The organism is Leclercia sp. LSNIH1 (assembly GCF_002902985.1).
In the GTDB taxonomy this organism is placed as follows: domain Bacteria; phylum Pseudomonadota; class Gammaproteobacteria; order Enterobacterales; family Enterobacteriaceae; genus Enterobacter.
The window spans coordinates 752,416-773,949 of the sequence record NZ_CP026167.1; the positions used below are offsets into that span (position 1 = coordinate 752,416).

The 21,534-nt window shown below is 54.2% G+C and carries 16 protein-coding genes, 3 tRNA genes, 3 rRNA genes and 1 riboswitch; of the genes, 4 read left to right on the plus strand and 18 right to left on the minus strand.

Annotated features, from left to right (window positions below):
- Nucleotides 1-53 precede the first annotated feature (53 nt).
- The 5 genes from ilvE to ilvL form a co-directional block, all read right to left on the minus strand.
- Entirely contained in the window at nt 54-983 is a 930-nt protein-coding gene (ilvE, locus tag C2U54_RS03915; RefSeq protein WP_103177472.1) for a branched-chain-amino-acid transaminase, read from the minus strand.
- A gap of 16 nt (nt 984-999) precedes the next feature.
- The gene (gene ilvM / locus C2U54_RS03920; protein WP_103177473.1) at nt 1,000-1,269 is read right to left on the minus strand and encodes an acetolactate synthase 2 small subunit; all 270 of its coding nucleotides are present in this window, start codon (nt 1,267-1,269) and stop codon (nt 1,000-1,002) included.
- Nucleotides 1,266-2,912, minus strand: a complete 1,647-nt coding sequence (gene ilvG / locus C2U54_RS03925) for an acetolactate synthase 2 catalytic subunit (protein WP_103177474.1) — start codon at nt 2,910-2,912, stop codon at nt 1,266-1,268. Before ilvG ends, ilvM begins: the two co-directional genes overlap by 4 nt.
- A gap of 2 nt (nt 2,913-2,914) precedes the next feature.
- On the minus strand, nt 2,915-2,965 hold the full coding sequence (gene ilvX, locus C2U54_RS27620) for a peptide IlvX (RefSeq protein ID WP_197090613.1): 51 nt from the start codon (nt 2,963-2,965) through the stop codon (nt 2,915-2,917).
- Nucleotides 2,966-3,051: 86 nt separating this feature from the next.
- Entirely contained in the window at nt 3,052-3,150 is a 99-nt protein-coding gene (ilvL, locus tag C2U54_RS03930; protein WP_001311244.1) for an ilv operon leader peptide, read from the minus strand.
- Between the two features lie 342 nt (nt 3,151-3,492).
- Here ilvL and C2U54_RS03935 point away from each other — a divergent pair, with 342 nt between their 5' ends.
- Nucleotides 3,493-5,013 (plus strand): YifB family Mg chelatase-like AAA ATPase, encoded by a 1,521-nt coding sequence (locus C2U54_RS03935; protein WP_103177475.1) that lies wholly within the window; start codon nt 3,493-3,495, stop codon nt 5,011-5,013.
- Between the two features lie 25 nt (nt 5,014-5,038).
- Here the strand turns inward: C2U54_RS03935 and C2U54_RS03940 are convergent, their stop codons facing one another.
- The gene (locus C2U54_RS03940; RefSeq protein WP_039031246.1) at nt 5,039-5,377 is read right to left on the minus strand and encodes a DUF413 domain-containing protein; all 339 of its coding nucleotides are present in this window, start codon (nt 5,375-5,377) and stop codon (nt 5,039-5,041) included.
- Between the two features lie 118 nt (nt 5,378-5,495).
- On the opposite strand from C2U54_RS03940, the gene hdfR reads away from it, so the two are divergent.
- Entirely contained in the window at nt 5,496-6,317 is an 822-nt protein-coding gene (gene hdfR, locus C2U54_RS03945) for an HTH-type transcriptional regulator HdfR (protein ID WP_103177476.1), read from the plus strand.
- A 100-nt stretch (nt 6,318-6,417) separates the two neighbouring features.
- On the opposite strand, the gene C2U54_RS03950 is transcribed toward hdfR, so the two are convergent.
- The 8 genes from C2U54_RS03950 to btuB form a co-directional block, all read right to left on the minus strand.
- Nucleotides 6,418-6,493: transfer RNA gene (locus C2U54_RS03950), tRNA-Trp, on the minus strand.
- A gap of 50 nt (nt 6,494-6,543) precedes the next feature.
- Nucleotides 6,544-6,620, minus strand: a tRNA-Asp gene (locus C2U54_RS03955).
- Between the two features lie 55 nt (nt 6,621-6,675).
- Nucleotides 6,676-6,791 (minus strand): 5S ribosomal RNA (gene rrf / locus C2U54_RS03960).
- Nucleotides 6,792-6,987: 196 nt separating this feature from the next.
- Nucleotides 6,988-9,891 (minus strand): 23S ribosomal RNA (locus tag C2U54_RS03965).
- A gap of 208 nt (nt 9,892-10,099) precedes the next feature.
- A tRNA-Glu gene (locus C2U54_RS03970) sits at nt 10,100-10,174 on the minus strand.
- An 87-nt stretch (nt 10,175-10,261) separates the two neighbouring features.
- Nucleotides 10,262-11,801, minus strand: a 16S ribosomal RNA gene (locus C2U54_RS03975).
- The 16S, 23S and 5S rRNA genes sit together here with 3 tRNA genes alongside, the layout of an rRNA operon.
- A gap of 381 nt (nt 11,802-12,182) precedes the next feature.
- Entirely contained in the window at nt 12,183-13,034 is an 852-nt protein-coding gene (murI, locus tag C2U54_RS03980; RefSeq protein ID WP_103177477.1) for a glutamate racemase, read from the minus strand.
- Complete coding sequence (gene btuB / locus C2U54_RS03985) at nt 12,979-14,832, minus strand: TonB-dependent vitamin B12 receptor BtuB (protein WP_103177478.1); 1,854 nt, start codon at nt 14,830-14,832, stop codon at nt 12,979-12,981. Before btuB ends, murI begins: the two co-directional genes overlap by 56 nt.
- 66 nt (nt 14,833-14,898) lie before the next feature.
- A riboswitch (cobalamin riboswitch) is annotated at nt 14,899-15,073 on the minus strand.
- Between the two features lie 103 nt (nt 15,074-15,176).
- Between btuB and trmA the strand changes: the two genes are divergently transcribed.
- Nucleotides 15,177-16,283 carry a tRNA (uridine(54)-C5)-methyltransferase TrmA gene (trmA, locus tag C2U54_RS03990; RefSeq protein WP_103177479.1) on the plus strand — a complete coding sequence of 369 codons (1,107 nt, stop codon included), beginning with the start codon at nt 15,177-15,179 and terminating at the stop codon, nt 16,281-16,283.
- 78 nt (nt 16,284-16,361) lie between these two features.
- Here trmA and C2U54_RS03995 read toward each other — a convergent pair whose 3' ends face one another.
- Together C2U54_RS03995 and fabR are read right to left on the minus strand one after the other, a co-directional pair.
- A complete protein-coding gene (locus C2U54_RS03995) occupies nt 16,362-16,721 on the minus strand; it encodes a YijD family membrane protein (RefSeq protein ID WP_103177480.1) in 360 nt (119 codons plus the stop codon).
- Between the two features lie 10 nt (nt 16,722-16,731).
- Nucleotides 16,732-17,370, minus strand: coding sequence for an HTH-type transcriptional repressor FabR (gene fabR, locus C2U54_RS04000; RefSeq protein WP_032615233.1), 639 nt, complete (start codon nt 17,368-17,370; stop codon nt 16,732-16,734).
- A 196-nt stretch (nt 17,371-17,566) separates the two neighbouring features.
- Here fabR and sthA point away from each other — a divergent pair, with 196 nt between their 5' ends.
- Nucleotides 17,567-18,967: a Si-specific NAD(P)(+) transhydrogenase gene (gene sthA, locus C2U54_RS04005; RefSeq protein WP_103177481.1), complete on the plus strand. Its 1,401-nt coding sequence runs from the start codon at nt 17,567-17,569 to the stop codon at nt 18,965-18,967.
- Here sthA and oxyR read toward each other — a convergent pair.
- Together oxyR and argH are read right to left on the minus strand one after the other, a co-directional pair.
- Nucleotides 18,950-19,867 (minus strand): DNA-binding transcriptional regulator OxyR, encoded by a 918-nt coding sequence (gene oxyR, locus C2U54_RS04010; RefSeq protein WP_103177482.1) that lies wholly within the window; start codon nt 19,865-19,867, stop codon nt 18,950-18,952. The two genes, sthA and oxyR, sit on opposite strands and share 18 nt — an antisense overlap.
- Nucleotides 19,868-20,159: 292 nt before the next feature.
- Nucleotides 20,160-21,533 (minus strand): argininosuccinate lyase, encoded by a 1,374-nt coding sequence (gene argH / locus C2U54_RS04020; protein ID WP_103177483.1) that lies wholly within the window; start codon nt 21,531-21,533, stop codon nt 20,160-20,162.
- Nucleotide 21,534 lies beyond the last annotated feature (1 nt).

Here is a 21,534-nt window from a genome sequence, read left to right on the forward strand (position 1 = left end):
TTACTCCCGTCTATCTGGTAAATGGGACGGTGCGTGCCGTCCCATATTTATGCTTATGGATTAACCTGGTCCAACCAACCCCATTTATCTTCGGTTTCGCCGGTGAAGAGGCCGAAGAAGGCTTCCTGGATACGTTTAGTGACCGGGCCACGGCGGCCTTCACCGACCTGGATGCCGTCGACGCTGCGTACCGGGGTGATCTCTGCTGCGGTACCGGACATGAACACTTCATCGGCCAGATACAGTGATTCACGGGACAGCACCTGCTCGCGCACTTCAATGCCCAGATCCTGCGCCAGTTTGATAATGGCGTCGCGGGTGATCCCTGGCAGGGCGGAAGAGGTGAATGGCGGGGTGAAGAGGACGCCATCTTTCACTTCAAACAGGTTCTCACCCGCACCTTCAGAGATATAGCCGTTCACATCCAGGGCGATACCTTCCTGATAACCGTGACGGCGCGCTTCGCTGCCTACCAGCAGGGAGGAGAGATAGTTACCGCCCGCTTTGGCTGCGGTCGGGATAGTGTTTGGCGCCACACGGTTCCAGGAGGAGACCATCGCATCGATCCCCTGTTCCAGCGCTTCGGCGCCCAGGTATGCTCCCCACGGGAACGCGGCGATGATCACATCGGTGGTGTAACCGGCTGGCGGGTTGACGCCCATACCCACATCACCCACGAAAACCAGCGGACGAATATAGGCGCTGGTCAGGTTGTTTTTACGCAGCACCGCGCGGCAAGCTTCCATCAGCTCGTCGACGCTCTGAGAAACAGGGAAGCGATAAATTTTGGCTGAATCACGCAGACGTTGCATGTGTTCACGATGACGGAACACCACCGGGCCTTTGTGTGAGTCGTAGCAACGGATACCTTCAAATACAGAAGTACCGTAGTGAAGCGCATGGGACATCACGTGGACTTTAGCGTCCTCCCAGCGAACCATCTCACCATTGGACCAAATGAAATCAGCTTTTTTCGTCGTCATTTTTCTTCCTTTGCGCTCAGGCGCGAATTTGTTGTGTTTGTGATGAAGCGGCACGCTGCTGGATATCAACCCGGGCGACGTCGACAAGTTTGCTCAACTGGCTAAACAGTAATTCGACGGGGCGCTGACTGGCAACGGTCAATTCAATATTTATGTTCTGCGCGTCGGTGGCGGTTTCCATGTTCATCGAACAGATCTGGAACCCACGATGGCGCACCACGCGCAATACACGTTCTAACGTTTCCGGGTTGAAGCGAGCCTGAACGGCGACCTGATGTTGCATCATGATAATTTCTCCAGCATTTGTGAGTTACTGGCGCCGGGCGGCACCAACGGCCAGACATTCTCAAGCTCGTCGATTGAGACATGAAGCAGGTAAGGCCCCTTGCTGGACAACATTTCATCAAGTGCCGCTTCAACCTGGTCTTTACGGGTGATGTGCTGGCCAGGGATGCCGAAGGCGCTGGCCAGAACGAGGAAATCGGGGTTATCGGTCAGGGTGGTTTCGCTGTAACGCTCCTGGAAAAAGAGCTGCTGCCACTGGCGAACCATGCCCAAACGTTGGTTATCCAGCAGCACGATCTTCACCGGCAACTGCTTACGCTTGATGGTGCCGAGCTCCTGTACGTTCATCATGAAGGAGCCGTCACCGGAGATGCAGATGACCGTATCGTCCGGGCGCGCTACCTGCGCCCCAACGGCGGCAGGCAGACCAAAGCCCATCGTGCCTAAGCCGCTGGACGTGATGAAATTTTCCGGGCGCGTGTAGGTCATGTGCTGGGCTGACCACATCTGGTGCTGGCCCACGTCGGTGGTGACTACGCTGTCGGCTGGCTTACGATCCGACAGCTGTTTCAGCAGCAGCGGCGCATAGATAGCTTCACCCGGATGGTCATAGCGCCAGGCATGTTCGCGGCGCATCGCTGCCGCATGCTGACGCCAGGCGTCAATCGCTAATGGCTGTTGCAACGCAGGCAACACCGCGTTGAGATCCCCTTGCAAAGCCACATGCGCCTGACGGAGCTTATTCATCTCTGCCGGATCGATATCCATATGAATAACTTTTGCATTCGGCGCGAAGGTATTCAGCTTGCCAGTGACACGATCGTCAAAGCGCGCGCCCACAGCGATCAACAGGTCGCACTCCTGCACCGCAAGGTTGGCCGCTTTCGTGCCGTGCATCCCCAACATACCCAGATAGTACGGGTAGTCGGCATCCACCGCGCCCAGCCCTTTCAGTGTGCAGGTCGCGGGCATTTGGGTAACCGCGATAAATTCACGCAGGGCTGGAACGGCCTGCGCCATCCCAACGCCGCCGCCTACGTAGAGGATCGGTTTTTGCGCGTGGGTCAGCATCTGGCTCGCTTCATCTGCTTCGGTATGCGGGAAATCATCGGCGTTCTCAACGGTAGAGAAGTGAGGCTCCAGCTCGCCCAGCGCAACTTGGATATCTTTAGGAATATCAACCAGAACCGGACCAGGACGGCCTGAGTTTGCCACCTCAAATGCCTCCGCCATGACGCGAGGCAGCTCTTCGAGTGACTGGACGAGGAAGCTGTGTTTCGTACACGCCAGTGACAAACCGAGAACGTCCACTTCCTGGAAAGCATCGGTGCCGATGAAGGGAGAGGCAACCTGACCGGTGATGGCCACAACGGGAACGGAATCGAGCAGTGCGTCAGCCAGACCGGTGATGAGGTTGGTCGCGCCCGGGCCAGAGGTCGCCATACAGACGCCAGTTTTCCCCGTAGCACGCGCATAACCGATGGCCGCCATTGCTGCGCCCTGCTCGTGTCGGCACAACAGATGTTCCACGCCGCCGTCATACAGAGCATCGTAAATCGGCATAATTGCACCACCCGGGTAACCGAATACTGTCTCGACTCCCTGCGCTCGCAACGCATGTACTACCCATTGTGCGCCATTCATAGTTACTTCCCCGTCGTAAATCGGGAGAAACAGAATTTTATGCTGTTACTCATCCTCTGCTCCTCGCTTATGTTTTAAGGTCATAAAAAAACCCCCGGACCTTTCGGTGCGGGGGTCTTAGTTCGTTAAGGCTTGATTATTAAGCCTTTCCTCGTCCAAGTGCAGCCCCGCACGGTGGGATAATAATCACCACCACGCTAATCACGACCAGGCTAATCACTCGTAGAAGGGCTGTCATTTGCTGTTCTTTTTGCATCTTGTTCGAAGGAATACCTAAAGAGTTATCACAGATATCGAATCAAACACAACATTTTTTTATAATTCATTTGCTTATTACGCTAATAGTTTAGATAAAAATCATTGTTTTTTATGACAAAAATAGAAAATGAATTATTTTCATTTTTTCCTGGGCAATGAGGGTGAGAAGACAAGCTTATTACCCTTTTGCGAGCAGGCCTCCATGGTGATGAAAACATTACAATTAAGGGAAAATATTCATGAACAGGCCACGTAAAAACGCGAACTGACGGTAAAAATCGCGTCGGACAGATGACATAGTGGCACGACAAGGAGGCCATTTATGTCATTGTCGGTTGTCTATACCCGCGCTGCATTAGGCGTTGAAGCACCGCTTATTTGCGTAGAAGTTCATCTCAGTAATGGCCTGCCTGGCCTGACGCTGGTCGGCTTGCCCGAAACTACCGTTAAGGAGGCCAGAGACCGGGTACGCAGCGCGATCATCAATAGTGGTTATACCTTCCCGGCCAAAAAGATCACCATCAATCTGGCCCCAGCCGATCTCCCTAAGGAAGGGGGACGATACGATTTACCTATCGCCATCGCGCTTCTCGTCGCCTCTGAGCAGCTCTCCTCCTCCAGGATAAGCGCATATGAGTTTGTGGGTGAGCTGGCGCTTACAGGCGCGTTAAGAGGGGTTCCTGGCGCGATATCTGGCGCTCTGGCGGCTATACGCGCCGGGAGAGAGATTATCGTCGCCAGAGATAATGCTGCTGAAGTCAGCCTTATTGAAGAAAAAGGCTGCCTGGTTGCTGAACACCTCCAGGAAGTATGCGCTTTTCTTGAGGGATGTCATGAGCTGGCCGCGCCCGTTGGGGAGCCGTTTGTTGCCGAACATAACGAGTGTGACATCAGCGATATCATCGGCCAGGAACAGGGTAAGAGGGCGCTGGAGATCACCGCAGCTGGTGCGCATAACCTGCTGCTCATTGGCCCACCCGGCACCGGCAAAACCATGCTCGCGAGCCGGCTCAACACTCTGCTGCCGCCACTCAGTAACCATGAGGCGCTGGAAAGCGCGGCTATCGTAAGCCTGGTCAGCGCCACATCAATGTATAAACAATGGCGTCAGCGCCCTTTCCGGGCCCCGCATCATAGTGCCTCGCTGGTAGCCATGGTGGGTGGAGGTGCAATCCCCGCGCCGGGAGAGATCTCACTGGCACATAATGGCATTCTGTTTCTGGACGAATTGCCCGAGTTTGAGCGTCGCGTGCTGGACGCCTTACGCGAGCCCATTGAATCCGGGCAAATTAATATCTCCCGCACGCGCGCCAAGATCAGTTATCCGGCACGCTTCCAGCTTATCGCCGCCATGAACCCCAGCCCAACGGGGCACTATCAAGGCAATCATAATCGCTGCTCGCCCGAGCAGACGCTCCGCTATCTGGGTCGCTTGTCCGGGCCATTCCTCGACCGCTTCGATCTATCGCTCGAGATCCCACTCCCGCCGCCAGGCTTACTAAGCCAGGCGCATAAAACGGGGGAATCAAGCCTCACCGTGCGAAACCGAGTGATTGCCGCACAGGAGAGGCAGCTGGCAAGGCAGAAGAAACGTAACGCGCATCTGGATAACGCTGAGATCCGCACTTTTTGCCGGCTAGCGGCAGATGACGCGCTGTGGCTGGAGGAGACACTTACCCATTTTGGTCTGTCAGTACGTGCGTGGCAGCGGTTGTTAAAAGTTGCCCGTACTATTGCCGATCTGGAGGAGTGTGAAAATATTGAACGCAGGCATCTACAGGAAGCGCTGAGCTATCGCGCTATTGACCGCCTGCTGCTACACCTGCAAAAGATGCTGGCATAAAAAAAGGGGCCTTAGCCCCTTTTTATTAATCGTCTGAATCGGTGTAGTCTTCCGCACCTTCCATCTGTGGTTTACCACCAGACAGAGTATGGAAACGCTTTGGACGCTTGATACGCGCCATATATTTGATCCATACGCGCTCCGCTTCCGTTACTGGCTCGCGCTCGCCACGGCAGACGGCAACAAATGATTTTTCGTCTTCAGTGGAGGGTTCACGTTTTCCCAAATCCAGTTCATTGAAGGCATAACCATGGCGCTCAAGCAGTTGTGCCTCTTTGATGGTGAAATCACCATGGCGAGAAAATCCGCGTGGATAATTTTTGTTGTCGAAAAAACGATTAGTCGTCGTAAAGCTTTCCGCCATCCTACACGCTCCTATATCTTTGGCCGAGCTATTTATGGCGCGGAGTATTAGTTACGCTTGACAGAGCGTCAAACAAAACATTTAAATCATAACGACAAATAATTTTGCGGAGAATACCGTGGATACGGAATTGCTAAAAACTTTTCTCGAAGTGAGCAGAACTCGCCACTTTGGGCGCGCCGCAGAAGCGCTTTATCTGACGCAGTCGGCAGTGAGCTTTCGTATTCGACAGCTTGAAAATCAGCTCGGTGTAAACCTTTTCACCCGCCATCGCAACAACATCCGCTTAACGCCAGCGGGAGAGAAACTTCTGCCGTATGCCGAAACGCTCATGAACACCTGGCAGGCGGCACGTAAAGAGGTTGCTCATACCTCAAAGCATAATGAGTTCTCTATCGGTGCCAGCGCCTCGCTATGGGAGTGCATGCTTAGCCCGTGGCTGAGTCGGCTATATCGCTCTCACGGGCATCTGCAGTTTGAGGCGCGTATTGCGCAACGGCAGTCGCTGGTTAAGCAACTTCATGAAAGACAACTGGATCTTCTGATCACTACCGAAGCACCGAAAATGGATGAATTTAACAGCCAGGTTCTCGGCCAGTTCAGTCTGGGACTCTATGCGGCGGAACCTTCCGCTCTGAAAAGCGACCTGAATTATCTGCGCCTTGAATGGGGCCCCGATTTCCAGCCGCATGAGGCGGGGTTGATTGCAGCGGACGATGTTCCAGTCCTGACAACCAGTTCTGCTGAAATAGCCTGCCAACAACTCGCAGCGCTTAAAGGTTGTACCTGGCTGCCACAACGCTGGGCCAGTAATAAACCAGGCCTGTATGCGGTCACCGATTCAGCCCTGCTCCAGAGGCCGCTATACGCTATCTGGCTTCAGAACAGTGACAAACAGGGGCAGATCAAAGATCTACTTAAAATCAGCGTGATGGAGTGAATCAGCCTGTTGCAGGGACGCAATTAAAGGCTTAAAGAGGGGAAAGTTGAAATATTACAGGCAAAAAAAAATCCTTCGCCGAAGCAAAGGATTCTTTATATGGCAGGGGCGGAGAGACTCGAACTCGCGACACCCGGTTTTGGAGACCGGTGCTCTACCAACTGAGCTACGCCCCTAAATTTCTTACTACTAAGCCTGCTAATGTAGCAGGCTTAGTTTAAATAAGTGGCGGAACGGACGGGACTCGAACCCGCGACCCCCTGCGTGACAGGCAGGTATTCTAACCGACTGAACTACCGCTCCACCGAATACTTCTACAACTACCGGTTTATTGCCCCGGTTTACTACGTAATTTGATGCCTGGCAGTTCCCTACTCTCGCATGGGGAGACCCCACACTACCATCGGCGCTACGGCGTTTCACTTCTGAGTTCGGCATGGGGTCAGGTGGGACCACCGCGCTACAGCCGCCAGGCAAATTCTTGGTGCTCTGTACGCAATACTTTATCGCATCAGCCGCGTTGGCTGCGCTCGTAAAGTCAGTCACATACTTCAGTATGCTCCTTCCTTTCCTTCGCTTGCCGCCTTGCTGCTGCGCAAACTATTGTGTACTTAACTCTGAATCAATGCTGAAAATTTTCTCAAACCCACCGAAACAGCTTCGGCGTTGTAAGGTTAAGCCTCACGGTTCATTAGTACCGGTTAGCTCAACGCATCGCTGCGCTTACACACCCGGCCTATCAACGTCGTCGTCTTCAACGTTCCTTCAGGAGCCTTAAAGGCTCAGGGAGAACTCATCTCGGGGCAAGTTTCGTGCTTAGATGCTTTCAGCACTTATCTCTTCCGCATTTAGCTACCGGGCAGTGCCATTGGCATGACAACCCGAACACCAGTGATGCGTCCACTCCGGTCCTCTCGTACTAGGAGCAGCCCCCCTCAATTCTCCAGCGCCCACGGCAGATAGGGACCGAACTGTCTCACGACGTTCTAAACCCAGCTCGCGTACCACTTTAAATGGCGAACAGCCATACCCTTGGGACCTACTTCAGCCCCAGGATGTGATGAGCCGACATCGAGGTGCCAAACACCGCCGTCGATATGAACTCTTGGGCGGTATCAGCCTGTTATCCCCGGAGTACCTTTTATCCGTTGAGCGATGGCCCTTCCATACAGAACCACCGGATCACTATGACCTGCTTTCGCACCTGCTCGAGCCGTCACTCTCGCAGTCAAGCCAGCTTATGCCATTGCACTAACCTCCTGATGTCCGACCAGGATTAGCTGACCTTCGTGCTCCTCCGTTACTCTTTAGGAGGAGACCGCCCCAGTCAAACTACCCACCAGACACTGTCCGCAACCCGGATTACGGGTCTACGTTAGAACACCAGCCATTAAAGGGTGGTATTTCAAGGACGGCTCCACGCAGACTGGCGTCCACGCTTCAAAGCCTCCCACCTATCCTACACATCAAGGACCAGTGTTCAGTGTCAAGCTATAGTAAAGGTTCACGGGGTCTTTCCGTCTTGCCGCGGGTACACTGCATCTTCACAGCGATTTCAATTTCACTGAGTCTCGGGTGGAGACAGCCTGGCCATCATTACGCCATTCGTGCAGGTCGGAACTTACCCGACAAGGAATTTCGCTACCTTAGGACCGTTATAGTTACGGCCGCCGTTTACCGGGGCTTCGATCAAGAGCTTCGCGTTGCCGCTGACCCCATCAATTAACCTTCCGGCACCGGGCAGGCGTCACACCGTATACGTCCACTTTCGTGTTTGCACAGTGCTGTGTTTTTAATAAACAGTTGCAGCCAGCTGGTATCTTCGACTGATTTCAGCTCCACCCGCAGGGGCTTCACCTACATATCAGCGTGCCTTCTCCCGAAGTTACGGCACCATTTTGCCTAGTTCCTTCACCCGAGTTCTCTCAAGCGCCTTGGTATTCTCTACCTGACCACCTGTGTCGGTTTGGGGTACGATTTGGTGTTACCTGATGCTTAGAGGCTTTTCCTGGAAGCAGGGCATTTGTTGCTTCAGCACCGTAGTGCCTCGTCATCACACCTCAGCGTTAAAAAGGTACCGGATTTACCTGGAACCTCCGCCTACATGCTTAAACCGGGACAACCGTCGCCCGGCCAACATAGCCTTCTCCGTCCCCCCTTCGCAGTAACACCGAGTACAGGAATATTAACCTGTTTCCCATCGACTACGCCTTTCGGCCTCGCCTTAGGGGTCGACTCACCCTGCCCCGATTAACGTTGGACAGGAACCCTTGGTCTTCCGGCGAGCGGGCTTTTCACCCGCTTTATCGTTACTTATGTCAGCATTCGCACTTCTGATACCTCCAGCATGCCTCACAGCACACCTTCGCAGGCTTACAGAACGCTCCCCTACCCAACAACACATAGTGTCGCTGCCGCAGCTTCGGTGCATGGTTTAGCCCCGTTACATCTTCCGCGCAGGCCGACTCGACCAGTGAGCTATTACGCTTTCTTTAAATGATGGCTGCTTCTAAGCCAACATCCTGGCTGTCTGTGCCTTCCCACATCGTTTCCCACTTAACCATGACTTTGGGACCTTAGCTGGCGGTCTGGGTTGTTTCCCTCTTCACGACGGACGTTAGCACCCGCCGTGTGTCTCCCGTGATAACATTCCCCGGTATTCGCAGTTTGCATCGGGTTGGTAAGCCGGGATGGCCCCCTAGCCGAAACAGTGCTCTACCCCCGAGGATGAGTTCACGAGGCGCTACCTAAATAGCTTTCGGGGAGAACCAGCTATCTCCCGGTTTGATTGGCCTTTCACCCCCAGCCACAGGTCATCCGCTAATTTTTCAACATTAGTCGGTTCGGTCCTCCAGTTAGTGTTACCCAACCTTCAACCTGCCCATGGCTAGATCACCGGGTTTCGGGTCTATACCCTGCAACTTAACGCCCAGTTAAGACTCGGTTTCCCTTCGGCTCCCCTATACGGTTAACCTTGCTACAGAATATAAGTCGCTGACCCATTATACAAAAGGTACGCAGTCACACCCGAAGGTGCTCCCACTGCTTGTACGTACACGGTTTCAGGTTCTTTTTCACTCCCCTCGCCGGGGTTCTTTTCGCCTTTCCCTCACGGTACTGGTTCACTATCGGTCAGTCAGGAGTATTTAGCCTTGGAGGATGGTCCCCCCATATTCAGACAGGATACCACGTGTCCCGCCCTACTCTTCGAGTTCACAGCAAGTGTGCTTTCGTGTACGGGAGTATCACCCTGTACCCTGCGACTTTCCAGACGCTTCCACTAACACACAAGCTGATTCAGACTCCGGGCTGCTCCCCGTTCGCTCGCCGCTACTGGGGGAATCTCGGTTGATTTCTTTTCCTCGGGGTACTTAGATGTTTCAGTTCCCCCGGTTCGCCTCGTTAGCCTATGTATTCAGCTAACGATAGTGTGACGAATCACACTGGGTTTCCCCATTCGGACATCGCCGGGTCAAGGGTTCATATCACCTCGCCGGCGCTTTTCGCAGATTAGCACGTCCTTCATCGCCTCTGACTGCCAGGGCATCCACCGTGTACGCTTAGTCGCTTAACCTCACAACCCGAAGCTGTTTCACTTCGTGTTGTGAAAATTTGAGAGACTCGAACACACCTTCATCTGTTCTTATTACGGAGAACAGACACAGTGTGTCGTTTCAATTTTCAGCTTGATCCAGATTTTTAAAGAGCAAATATCTCAAACATGACTCTGAAGTCAGTTTTGAGATACTGTTTGGTTGTGCCTTTCACTCACACCCAGCAAGTGGCGTCCCCTAGGGGATTCGAACCCCTGTTGCCGCCGTGAAAGGGCGGAGTCCTAACCGCTAGACGAAGGGGACACGAGGTGTCACGACTTCGCAGCCGTCTTGCTTTCTACTTTCTATCAGACAATCTGTGTGGACACTACAAAGGCAGGTTCTTTAAGGTAAGGAGGTGATCCAACCGCAGGTTCCCCTACGGTTACCTTGTTACGACTTCACCCTAGTCATGAATCACAAAGTGGTAAGCGCCCTCCCGAAGGTTAAGCTACCTACTTCTTTTGCAACCCACTCCCATGGTGTGACGGGCGGTGTGTACAAGGCCCGGGAACGTATTCACCGTAGCATTCTGATCTACGATTACTAGCGATTCCGACTTCATGGAGTCGAGTTGCAGACTCCAATCCGGACTACGACGCACTTTATGAGGTCCGCTTGCTCTCGCGAGGTCGCTTCTCTTTGTATGCGCCATTGTAGCACGTGTGTAGCCCTACTCGTAAGGGCCATGATGACTTGACGTCATCCCCACCTTCCTCCAGTTTATCACTGGCAGTCTCCTTTGAGTTCCCGGCCTAGCCGCTGGCAACAAAGGATAAGGGTTGCGCTCGTTGCGGGACTTAACCCAACATTTCACAACACGAGCTGACGACAGCCATGCAGCACCTGTCTCAGAGTTCCCGAAGGCACCAAGCCATCTCTGGCAAGTTCTCTGGATGTCAAGAGTAGGTAAGGTTCTTCGCGTTGCATCGAATTAAACCACATGCTCCACCGCTTGTGCGGGCCCCCGTCAATTCATTTGAGTTTTAACCTTGCGGCCGTACTCCCCAGGCGGTCGACTTAACGCGTTAGCTCCGGAAGCCACGCCTCAAGGGCACAACCTCCAAGTCGACATCGTTTACGGCGTGGACTACCAGGGTATCTAATCCTGTTTGCTCCCCACGCTTTCGCACCTGAGCGTCAGTCTTTGTCCAGGGGGCCGCCTTCGCCACCGGTATTCCTCCAGATCTCTACGCATTTCACCGCTACACCTGGAATTCTACCCCCCTCTACAAGACTCAAGCCTGCCAGTTTCAAATGCAGTTCCCAGGTTGAGCCCGGGGATTTCACATCTGACTTAACAGACCGCCTGCGTGCGCTTTACGCCCAGTAATTCCGATTAACGCTTGCACCCTCCGTATTACCGCGGCTGCTGGCACGGAGTTAGCCGGTGCTTCTTCTGCGAGTAACGTCAATCACTGTGGTTATTAACCACAATGCCTTCCTCCTCGCTGAAAGTACTTTACAACCCGAAGGCCTTCTTCATACACGCGGCATGGCTGCATCAGGCTTGCGCCCATTGTGCAATATTCCCCACTGCTGCCTCCCGTAGGAGTCTGGACCGTGTCTCAGTTCCAGTGTGGCTGGTCATCCTCTCAGACCAGCTAGGGATCGTCGCCTAGGTGAGCCATTACCCCACCTACTAGCTAATCCCATCTGGGCACATCCGATGGCAAGAGGCCCGAAGGTCCCCCTCTTTGGTCTTGCGACGTTATGCGGTATTAGCTACCGTTTCCAGTAGTTATCCCCCTCCATCAGGCAGTTTCCCAGACATTACTCACCCGTCCGCCACTCGTCACCCGAGAGCAAGCTCTCTGTGCTACCGTTCGACTTACATGTGTTAGGCCTGCCGCCAGCGTTCAATCTGAGCCATGATCAAACTCTTCAATTTAAGTTTGATGCTCGTGAATTAAACTTCGTAATGAATTACGTGTTCACTCAGAGACTTGGTATTCATTTATTGTCCGAGGACATTAAGAATCCATGTCACTTTGAGTGCCCACACAGATTGTCTGATAAATTGTTAAAGAGCAGTGCAACGCGGCTTTCGCTCACCGTTGCGAGGTCCCGTATATTACGTTTTCCTCATTCAGAGTCAAGCGATTATTTCGCGCTTTTCTCTGCCGGGTATTCATCGCTGAACCCCGCTGACCCGGCGGCTTGCGTGCCGTTGTTCCGTGTCAGTGGAGGCGCATTATAGGGAGTTCTCCGGCGCTGACAAGAGCTAATTTAAAAAAACTTTTCAACTGTCTTTTTTTTGCGCAAAAACGTGCTACACCGCTAGTTTTTCGAGCGTTTCGAAGCCATAACGATGTAAAACGGGTAAAAGTTGCTCAGTCTCAGCGGTCAATGCCATGCAATAAGCGATATTTGCGTCGGCAGATTTTGCGTCTGGCGCTTCATGTTCAAGTAGCCACGCTGTGCGACGGGCAATCGCTGCCCCTGAATCCACCAGCCGGGTGCCTTCCGGAAGTACGGCCAACAGCTCTTCCTGTAGCAAAGGGAAATGCGTACAACCCAGCACCACCGTATCCGGCGGCTCCGCCATCCGCAGCCATGGACGCAGAATACGGCGCAGCTCTTCCAGCGAGACCGCTTTGCCGTGCAGTTTGGCTTCCGCCATCTCAACCAGCTCGGCAGAACCTAACATCGCAATCTGGCATTCATTTGCAAAGCGTTCGATCAGTTCGCGGGTATAAGGCCGCTTAACCGTACCGCGGGTAGCCAGGAGCCCCACCACGCCATTTGCCGTCAGGCGCGCAGCAGGTTTAATTGCCGGCACCACGCCCACAACCGGGAACGGGAACTTTTCGCGTAGTGCCGGGAGGGAGACCGTACTGGCGGTGTTGCAGGCAATCACCGCCAGTGCGAGGGGATACTGCTGTTGCACAGCGGTAACGATCTCAACGACGCGTTCAACAATAAACGCTTCGCTCTTTTCCCCGTAGGGGAAAGCCACGTTATCGAAGGCATAGATGTAATGAAGATCCGGCAGAAGTTGCCGAATCTCATCATAGACTGAAAGCCCACCGACACCGGAGTCAAACACCAGTACGGTGGGACGTGGGTCAGAAGGTGTAGCTGCCAGACAAGGTGTATTCCCGTCCTGCAGTTTCGTAGCCATAAACTGTCTCGTAGTCTTTATCGAACAGGTTGGCTATTTTACCACGAACTGTAAGGTGAGAGGTGACAGGATATGAAACAGCGAGATCCCACAAACTTACCCCACCCATTTTCACTCGCTCTGAGGTGAACGTATCAGGATCGTACGCTACATCATAACGGGTACCCAGGTAGCGGTAGGCCAGATTCCAGTCGAGATCCCACACCTGCGTATCCAGCTGATACTTCACCTGCTGCTTCGAACGGCGGGCAAGCACTTCGTTCGTTTTGGCATTGCGCGGATCCACGTAGTCATAAGAAATCTGATGGCCTACCGGGCCAGTATCAAACTGCGCCGTGGCTTCAATACCTTTGATACGTGCTTTATCAACGTTGTAGTAGCGGAACGTACGCGGGTCGCTGCTGATCAGGTTGTCGATATCGTTACGATAACCCGATACACGCCAGGTCACCGGGCCGGTCAGCCCCTCGAAACCGCCTTCCCACTGCTTGCTCTCTTCCGGTTTCAGATCCGGGTTGCCGTAGCTCGCACTGTGGATTTGGCTCATGGTCGGTGCTTTATAGGCGGTGCCGTAGGACGCGATGATGCGATAACCGTCAATGAACTCCCATCCGGCGCTGGTCTGCCAGGTGTTATGGTTACCAAAGTTAGAGTTGTCATCATTACGCGCGGCCGCTTCCAGGGTCACGCTATCGAACTGCTGCAGGGCGGACAGAAATACCCCAGTGTTGCGCTGCTCATAGCCTTTATCCAGATAACCCGTTCCCGCCTGGGTTTTTTGCTTCTGCCAGTCCAGACCGGCGCCGATATTGCCGTGGCCCACCGTGACGGTGTTCATCCACTGGGCCGTGTACTGCTTAACGTCATCCATGGTAGCAGAGGAAGCATAGCGGCCTTTGCTCGGATCGTAGTTCTGGTCTTTACTGCGACCGTAACCGGTCACCAGTTGTGTCTGGTAGATCCCCTGGTTATAGCGCAGGCCGGTGTCCCAGTTCTGGCTGTAAAGCTGACGGGTATCAGGCAGGCCATCGACCATAAAGTTGTTGTCATAATGCTCATAGCCGTCATACGCGGTGCGGTTGTCGTAGCCGAGGCCACGCACGAAACCGCTCAGGCTGTCAGTGAATTGCTGCTCAACCGAGCCAAACAGCGACTTACTCATAAAACCGTCACGGTCGGGCTGGCGTGGCGCATCCGCCGCATCAATATCAAAGCCGCGGGTATAGGTATAGTTACCGCCCAGGGTAATTTTGGTTTTATCCAGCACCTGCTGGAAGGAACCATCATAGGATTGATAGCCTTTCGAGCCGACGCTGGCGGTGATTTCCGCCCCTGGCGTGTCCCGACCCGTAATGATGTTAATCACGCCGCCAATCGCATCTGAACCATACAGGGCCGAACGCGGGCCACGGATGTATTCAACACGCTGAATAAGCGAAACGGGGATTTGGCTGAGATCCGGTGAATTACTGATCCCGGCGTTATTCAGTGGAATGCCATCAATCAGCACCAGCACATGGCGGGATTCCGTGCCGCGAATAAAGGTAGAAGAGGTGGCACCTATTCCACCGCTTTGGGCGATATCAACGCCCGGTAAGCGCGACATCACTTCAACGACGCTTTTAGCCTGCCAACGCTCGATATCTTCCCGGGTAACGACAGAACTCGGAGCCAGAACGGTATTTGCAGGTTGTGCAACACGGTTTGCCGTCACCACCAACGAGTCTGCGCCATCCTGCGCCCAGCCCGAAAATGCCGTGACGGAAAGCGCCGTCAACAGCGATACTTTTTTAATCATTGTAAAAGCATCCACAATATAAGAAGGATGCCGCAGGCCTCATCGATAGCACGCGATGATGAAACCAAATGCGACGTGATCCCGGCAGGTCTTCGGGCTAGGTGGCGTTTAGTGGATGTAGACTTCCCATTTTCACAGTGTCTGTTAACTCATCCCGCCAGTCTTTACCGCTGCGCGTCAGCTCCAGATTTGCACTGGATTCCCTTTTCACTCATAAGAGACCGGAAACATAATGCTACATTTAGACACGTATAGATGTCCAGACTGCCGTTGACCATTAAGGCTGGACATCCCCTGTACAATCCCTACAATCCCCGCGTAATTCATCATCAACAGGAAGCATCATGACTCCAGAACACCTCCCGACAGAACAGTACGACGCGCAACTGGCAGAGAAAGTCGTCCGTCTGCAAAGTATGATGACGCCTTTTGCTGCGCCTGCGCCTGAGGTGTTCCGCTCCCCGGTTAGGCACTATCGTATGCGTGCCGAATTCCGCATCTGGCACGACGGCGACGACCTGTACCACATTATTTTCGATCAGCAGACCAAAAGCCGGATCCGCGTGGACAGTTTCCCGGCGGCCAGCGAGCTGATTAACCAGTTGATGACGCTGATGATGGATGGCGTGCGCAATAATCCGCTGCTGCGCCATAAGCTCTTCCAGATTGACTACCTGACCACCCAAAGCAATCAGGCCATCGTCTCGCTGCTGTACCATAAGGCGTTGAACGACGAGTGGCGCCAGGCCGCAGAAGCCCTGCGTGATGCGCTGCGCGCGCAGAACATCAATGTGCATCTGATTGGCCGCGCGACCAAAACCAAAATCGCGCTGGATCAGGACTATATAGACGAGCGCCTGCCGGTGGCGGGGAAAGAGATGATCTACCGCCAGGTGGAGAACAGCTTTACGCAGCCGAACGCTGCCATGAACGTGCAGATGCTGGAGTGGGCGCTGAACGCCACCGAGGGCGCAACCGGGGATCTGCTGGAGCTGTACTGCGGTAACGGCAACTTCTCGCTGGCGCTGGCGCGTAACTTCGACCGCGTACTGGCCACCGAAATCGCCAAGCCGTCGGTCGCCGCCGCGCAATACAACATTGCAGCGAACCATATTGATAATGTGCAGATCATTCGCATGTCGGCGGAAGAGTTTACTCAGGCGATGAAGGGCGTAAGGGACTTTAATCGTCTGCAGGGGATCGATCTGAAGAGCTACCAGTGTGAGACCATTTTCGTCGACCCGCCACGTAGTGGGCTGGACAGCGAAACGGAGAAGATGGTGCAGGCGTACCCGCGTATTTTGTATATCTCCTGTAATCCGGAGACCTTGTGCCAGAACCTGGAAACATTAAGCCAGACGCACAAGGTTGAACGTCTGGCTCTGTTCGATCAGTTCCCGTACACGCACCATATGGAGTGCGGAGTGTTACTGACGGCTAAAAACGCATAGGCCGGATAAACGAAGCGCCATCCGGCGCTTTTTGGCAGGTGGCGCTGCGCTTACCTGCCCTACAGAACAGCAAGATGATTACTCTGGCAGCTGCTGCTTACGGTTACGCATTTTAATGCCAATCCAGAACACCAGCGCCACTGACAGCACAGCCGGCAGGAAGTTAGAGCCAATGTCCGGATACTCTGCGCGCACCACGGTGCTATACAGCAGGACGCCCAGTACAAAGAACGCCGCCGACAATGCCGGTAACCCCACCGGCATGGTGCGATTCTGATAACGCTGATGCAGACAGTACACCGTCAGCACCAGAGAGATCATCGGGAAAACCGAGAACGGTACAATAGAGCTAAAAAGCGCTGCGAACGTACCGTTAATGGATAAGCCAGCGATCAATGCCAGCAATAATGTTCCTTTATCCTGTCCTGTCTGTTTCATTACTCACCTTTCACTCATCGGATTGATGCGCCAGTTTTTCTTGTTCACGGCGATACCAGTAATAAGCCCCTTTAGAGATCATCCGCAGTTGCAATACCAGTCGCTCTTCGAGTTGCTTGCGTTGTTCAACGCTCACATCCAGTGCTTCGGCGCCCGCACTGAAGACTATTGTTACCATCGCCTCGGCCTGCGCCTCAGTGAAGGCGCGCGGCATATGGTTTTCGAGTTCAAGATAGTCGGCAAGTTCCGCAATAAAATGCTGAATCTCGCGGGCCACGGCGGCACGAAACGCGGCCGAGGTGCCTGAGCGTTCCCGTAACAATAAACGAAACGCGTTGGGATTATTGCCGATAAACTCCATAAAAGTGGAAACAGAGGTGCGGATCACGCTACCCCCTTTGGCGATACGCTGACGCGCCTGGCGCATCAGCTGGCGCAGCATCAGCCCGCTCTCATCCACCATGGTCAGACCCAGTTCATCCACGTCACGGAAATGACGATAGAAAGAGGTAGGCGCAATCCCGGCTTCGCGTGCGACCTCGCGCAGGCTCAGACTGGCAAAACTTCGCTCAGCACTCAGTTGACTGAATGCAGCCTCTACCAGCGAACGCCGGGTTTTCTCTTTTTGTTGTGCTCTTACGCCCATCACGATAGTTGAATCCTTCCAAAGGCCCGCAGGCACTATACCAGAGAATAAAATTAATCGGATTACCTGGCTTACAGAATGAAGGTTTACATGTTGTTTGTGCTCCACCGCGCGAAAAGAGCACAACGATAATTGGGTTATCCTGTCAATGATGTTACTATTCTGTTGCTTTTATGTATAAGAACAGGTAAGCCTTACCATGTCACATTCCTACGATTACGACGCAATTGTTATTGGTTCCGGCCCCGGCGGCGAAGGCGCTGCTATGGGACTGGTTAAACAGGGAGCCAGAGTAGCGGTTATTGAGCGCTACCATAACGTTGGCGGCGGCTGTACCCACTGGGGCACTATCCCTTCCAAAGCCCTCCGCCACGCCGTCAGCCGCATTATTGAATTTAACCAGAACCCTCTTTACAGCGATCACTCCCGTCTTCTTCGTTCCTCCTTTGCCGATATTCTGAATCACGCGGATAACGTGATTAATCAGCAGACGCGCATGCGCCAGGGTTTTTATGAGCGCAACCACTGCGAAATTCTGCAGGGCAGCGCGCATTTTGTGGATGAACATACGCTGGCGCTGGAGTGCCATGACGGTTCTGTTGAAACCATCACCGCAGAGAAATTTGTGATCGCCTGCGGCTCACGCCCGTATCGCCCGGCTGATGTCGATTTCTCTCACCCGCGCGTGTACGACAGCGACTCCATTCTGAGCCTGCACCATGAGCCGCGCCACGTACTCATCTACGGCGCCGGGGTGATCGGCTGTGAATATGCCTCTATCTTCCGCGGTATGAACGTGAAGGTCGACCTGATTAACACCCGCGATCGTCTGCTGGCCTTCCTCGATCAGGAGATGTCTGACTCGCTCTCGTATCACTTCTGGAACAGCGGCGTGGTGATTCGTCACAACGAAGAGTACGAGAAGATTGAAGGCTGTGATGATGGCGTCATCATGCACCTGAAATCGGGTAAAAAGCTGAAAGCCGACTGCCTGCTGTATGCCAATGGCCGTACAGGTAACACCGATTCGCTGGCGCTGGAAAACATCGGTCTGACCACCGACAGCCGCGGGCAGATCAAGGTGAACAGCATGTACCAGACCGCCCTGCCACATATCTATGCCGTCGGGGATGTGATTGGTTATCCAAGCCTGGCGTCAGCGGCGTATGACCAGGGGCGCATTGCGGCTCAGGCGCTGGTGAAAGGCGAAGCGACAGCACACCTGATCGAAGATATCCCGACGGGCATTTACACCATTCCGGAGATCAGTTCTGTAGGGAAAACCGAGCAGCAGCTGACGGCCATGAAGGTGCCTTACGAAGTGGGTCGTGCCCAGTTTAAACATCTGGCGCGGGCGCAAATCGTGGGAATGAGCGTCGGTACGCTGAAGATTTTGTTCCATCGCGAGACGAAAGAGATCCTCGGCATTCACTGCTTCGGTGAACGTGCGGCGGAAATCATCCATATCGGCCAGGCGATCATGGAGCAAAAAGGTGGCGGTAACACCATCGAATACTTTGTTAATACCACCTTTAACTACCCGACCATGGCGGAAGCCTATCGGGTAGCGGCGCTGAACGGCTTAAACCGCCTGTTTTAAGGTGCTGTCGAAATGGCCATCCATTGCACCACGGATGGCCTCCGCCAGCTGCTCATAGCGGCTGCGCAGCGGTGAACCCGGACGATAAACCAGGCCAATGGTACGCCGCGGCTCCGGCTTGATGCATGGCAGATAGACCACGCCATCACGCTTATGTTCGCGCGGCACGGCCAGCGCAGGCAGCAGCGTAATACCGCTTCCTGCCGCCACCATGTTACGCAGCGTTTCCAGGCTGGTTGCGCGGAAGTGGGTATCTTCATCGGCACCGGCTTCAAAACAGAAGCCCATCGCCTGATCGCGCAGACAGTGACCATCTTCCAGCATCAGCAGCTTTTCACCGGCCAGATCGGCCATCGGCACGCGATCGCGGCTCGCCCATGGATGATCTTCATAGATCGCCAGCATCATCGGCTCATCAAACAGCGGCACTTCGATAAAGGCTTCGCTCTCTTTGACCAGCGCCAGAATGGCGCAGTCGAGCTTACCGCTATCTAACTGCGCCAGCAGCTGATGGGTTTGCGCTTCATGCAGGTACATTTCGAGTTTAGGGAACGTCTGATGCAGCATAGGAATAATATGCGGCAGCAGGTATGGGCCAACGGTTGGGATCAGGCCAATATGCAGCGGGCCGGACATTGTCTCCCCCTGCTGGCTTGCCATTTCCTTGAGCACTTTGACCTCGCGCAACACGGTGCGCGCCTGATCCACCAGCAGAAGGCCTGCCTGGGTGAACAGCACTTTACGACTGGTGCGCTCCAGCAGCATCACGCCAAGCTCGTCTTCCAGCTTACGAATCTGACCGCTAAGGGTAGGCTGGCTGACGTGGCAGGAGTCTGCCGCGCGGCGAAAATGGCGGTGTTCGGCTAACGCCACCAGGTATTCAAGATCACGAATATTCATTATTCATCCTCCGTCGCCACGATAGTTCATGGCGATAGATAGCATAGCAACGAACGATTATCCCTATCAAGCATTCTGTTGAATAATGCATCACAGAGACGAGGCGGCACCGATTACCCTTGAAGTCCTGTCCCGTCTTACGAGTTTCTCTCAAAACTCGCACAACTAAAGCCAACGTGAACTTTTGCGGACCCCGTGGTCCGCTTTTTTTTTGCGTAAAAAAGCCCAACACAGGGTTGGGCTTTGGTTTGTAGGTCGGATAAGGCGAAGCCGCCATCCGACATATCAGGCATTACACCAGACGGGTTTTCGCATCCGCAATGGCCTGTGCCACCTGCTTCGGCGACACGCCGCCTTTTGCGGCACGCTTGTCCAGACAAGACTGCAACGCCAGGATCGGGTAGACATCGTCGCCAATCACGTTACTGAATTTTTGCAGATCGGCAAGCGGGAGATCTTCCAGCGCTTTGCCCTGACGAATCGCTTCCACGACCGCTTCACCGACAATATGGTGCGCTTCACGGAACGGAACGCCTTTCGCCACAAGATAGTCCGCCAGCTCGGTGGAGTTGGCATAGCCCTGCTGGGCCGCTTCCTGGCAGCGCGGGCGTTTCACCTGAATGCCGTCCAGCACCAGGGCCGCCATATGCAGACAGTCCAGCCAGGTGTCGAGCGCGTCGAACAGCCCTTCTTTGTCTTCCTGCATATCTTTGTTGTAGGCCAGCGGCAGACCTTTCAGGGTCATCATCATCCCGGTCAGTGCACCCTGCACACGGCCACACTTACCGCGGATCAGCTCCAGCGCATCCGGGTTTTTCTTCTGCGGCATGAGGGAAGAGCCGGAGGTCACGCGATCAGACAGCTCAACAAATCCGGCTTCACCGGAGTTGAAGAAGATCAGATCTTCGGCGAAGCGCGACAGATGGACCATGCCGATAGAGGCGTTGGAGAGCAGCTCCAGCACGTGGTCACGGTCGGATACGCTGTCCAGGCTGTTACGGGTCGCAGAGGCAAAGCCCAGCCAGCCCGCCAGCTGTTCGCGGTCGATTTCATAGGCGGTGCCGGCCAGCGCGCCGCTGCCCAGCGGGCTCACGTCCAGACGCTTTAAGGTGTCCTGCAGACGGCTTTCATCGCGCGCCAGCATCTCGACATAGGCCAACGACCAATGAGCAAAGGTGACAGGCTGCGCACGCTGCAGGTGGGTATACCCCGGCATCACCGCATCCTGGTTATTCTGCGCGGTCTCCACCAGCGCGCTCTGCAACTGACGGTTAGCCGCCAGCAGTTCCGCCACGGTCTCTTTACACCACAGCTTCAGATCGGTTGCGACCTGGTCGTTGCGGCTACGGCCAGTGTGCAGCTTTTTACCCAGTTGGCCGACTTTGTCGATCAGTTTGCCTTCCACCCAGCTGTGAATATCTTCGGCATCGCTTTCAAGGATTTGCTGCGGGTTAAGACGCACCTCTTCCAGCAGATTGTTCAGCGCCTCTTCCAGCTGCAGCTGTTCGTCTGCGGTCAGCACGCCAACGGTGACCAGCGCTTTGGACCAGGCCACAGAGCCGACGATATCCTGTTCGGCCAGGCGGTAGTCGAAGCGCAAAGAGTCGTTGAACTGTTTGAACCGTTGATCCGCTGCCTGTGTAAAACGCCCACCCCAAAGTGCCATA

Bases quoted from the DNA above. Each gene is read 5' to 3' on its own strand.
- ilvE (WP_103177472.1), bottom strand. From the start codon at position 983: ATGACGACGAAAAAAGCTGATTTCATTTGGTCCAATGGTGAGATGGTT.
- ilvM (WP_103177473.1), bottom strand. From the start codon at position 1,269: ATGATGCAACATCAGGTCGCCGTTCAGGCTCGCTTCAACCCGGAAACG.
- ilvG (WP_103177474.1), bottom strand. From the start codon at position 2,912: ATGAATGGCGCACAATGGGTAGTACATGCGTTGCGAGCGCAGGGAGTC.
- ilvL (WP_001311244.1), bottom strand. From the start codon at position 3,150: ATGACAGCCCTTCTACGAGTGATTAGCCTGGTCGTGATTAGCGTGGTG.
- C2U54_RS03935 (WP_103177475.1), top strand. From the start codon at position 3,493: ATGTCATTGTCGGTTGTCTATACCCGCGCTGCATTAGGCGTTGAAGCA.
- C2U54_RS03940 (WP_039031246.1), bottom strand. From the start codon at position 5,377: ATGGCGGAAAGCTTTACGACGACTAATCGTTTTTTCGACAACAAAAAT.
- murI (WP_103177477.1), bottom strand. From the start codon at position 13,034: ATGGCTACGAAACTGCAGGACGGGAATACACCTTGTCTGGCAGCTACA.
- btuB (WP_103177478.1), bottom strand. From the start codon at position 14,832: ATGATTAAAAAAGTATCGCTGTTGACGGCGCTTTCCGTCACGGCATTT.
- trmA (WP_103177479.1), top strand. From the start codon at position 15,177: ATGACTCCAGAACACCTCCCGACAGAACAGTACGACGCGCAACTGGCA.
- C2U54_RS03995 (WP_103177480.1), bottom strand. From the start codon at position 16,721: ATGAAACAGACAGGACAGGATAAAGGAACATTATTGCTGGCATTGATC.
- sthA (WP_103177481.1), top strand. From the start codon at position 17,567: ATGTCACATTCCTACGATTACGACGCAATTGTTATTGGTTCCGGCCCC.
- oxyR (WP_103177482.1), bottom strand. From the start codon at position 19,867: ATGAATATTCGTGATCTTGAATACCTGGTGGCGTTAGCCGAACACCGC.
- argH (WP_103177483.1), bottom strand. From the start codon at position 21,533: ATGGCACTTTGGGGTGGGCGTTTTACACAGGCAGCGGATCAACGGTTC.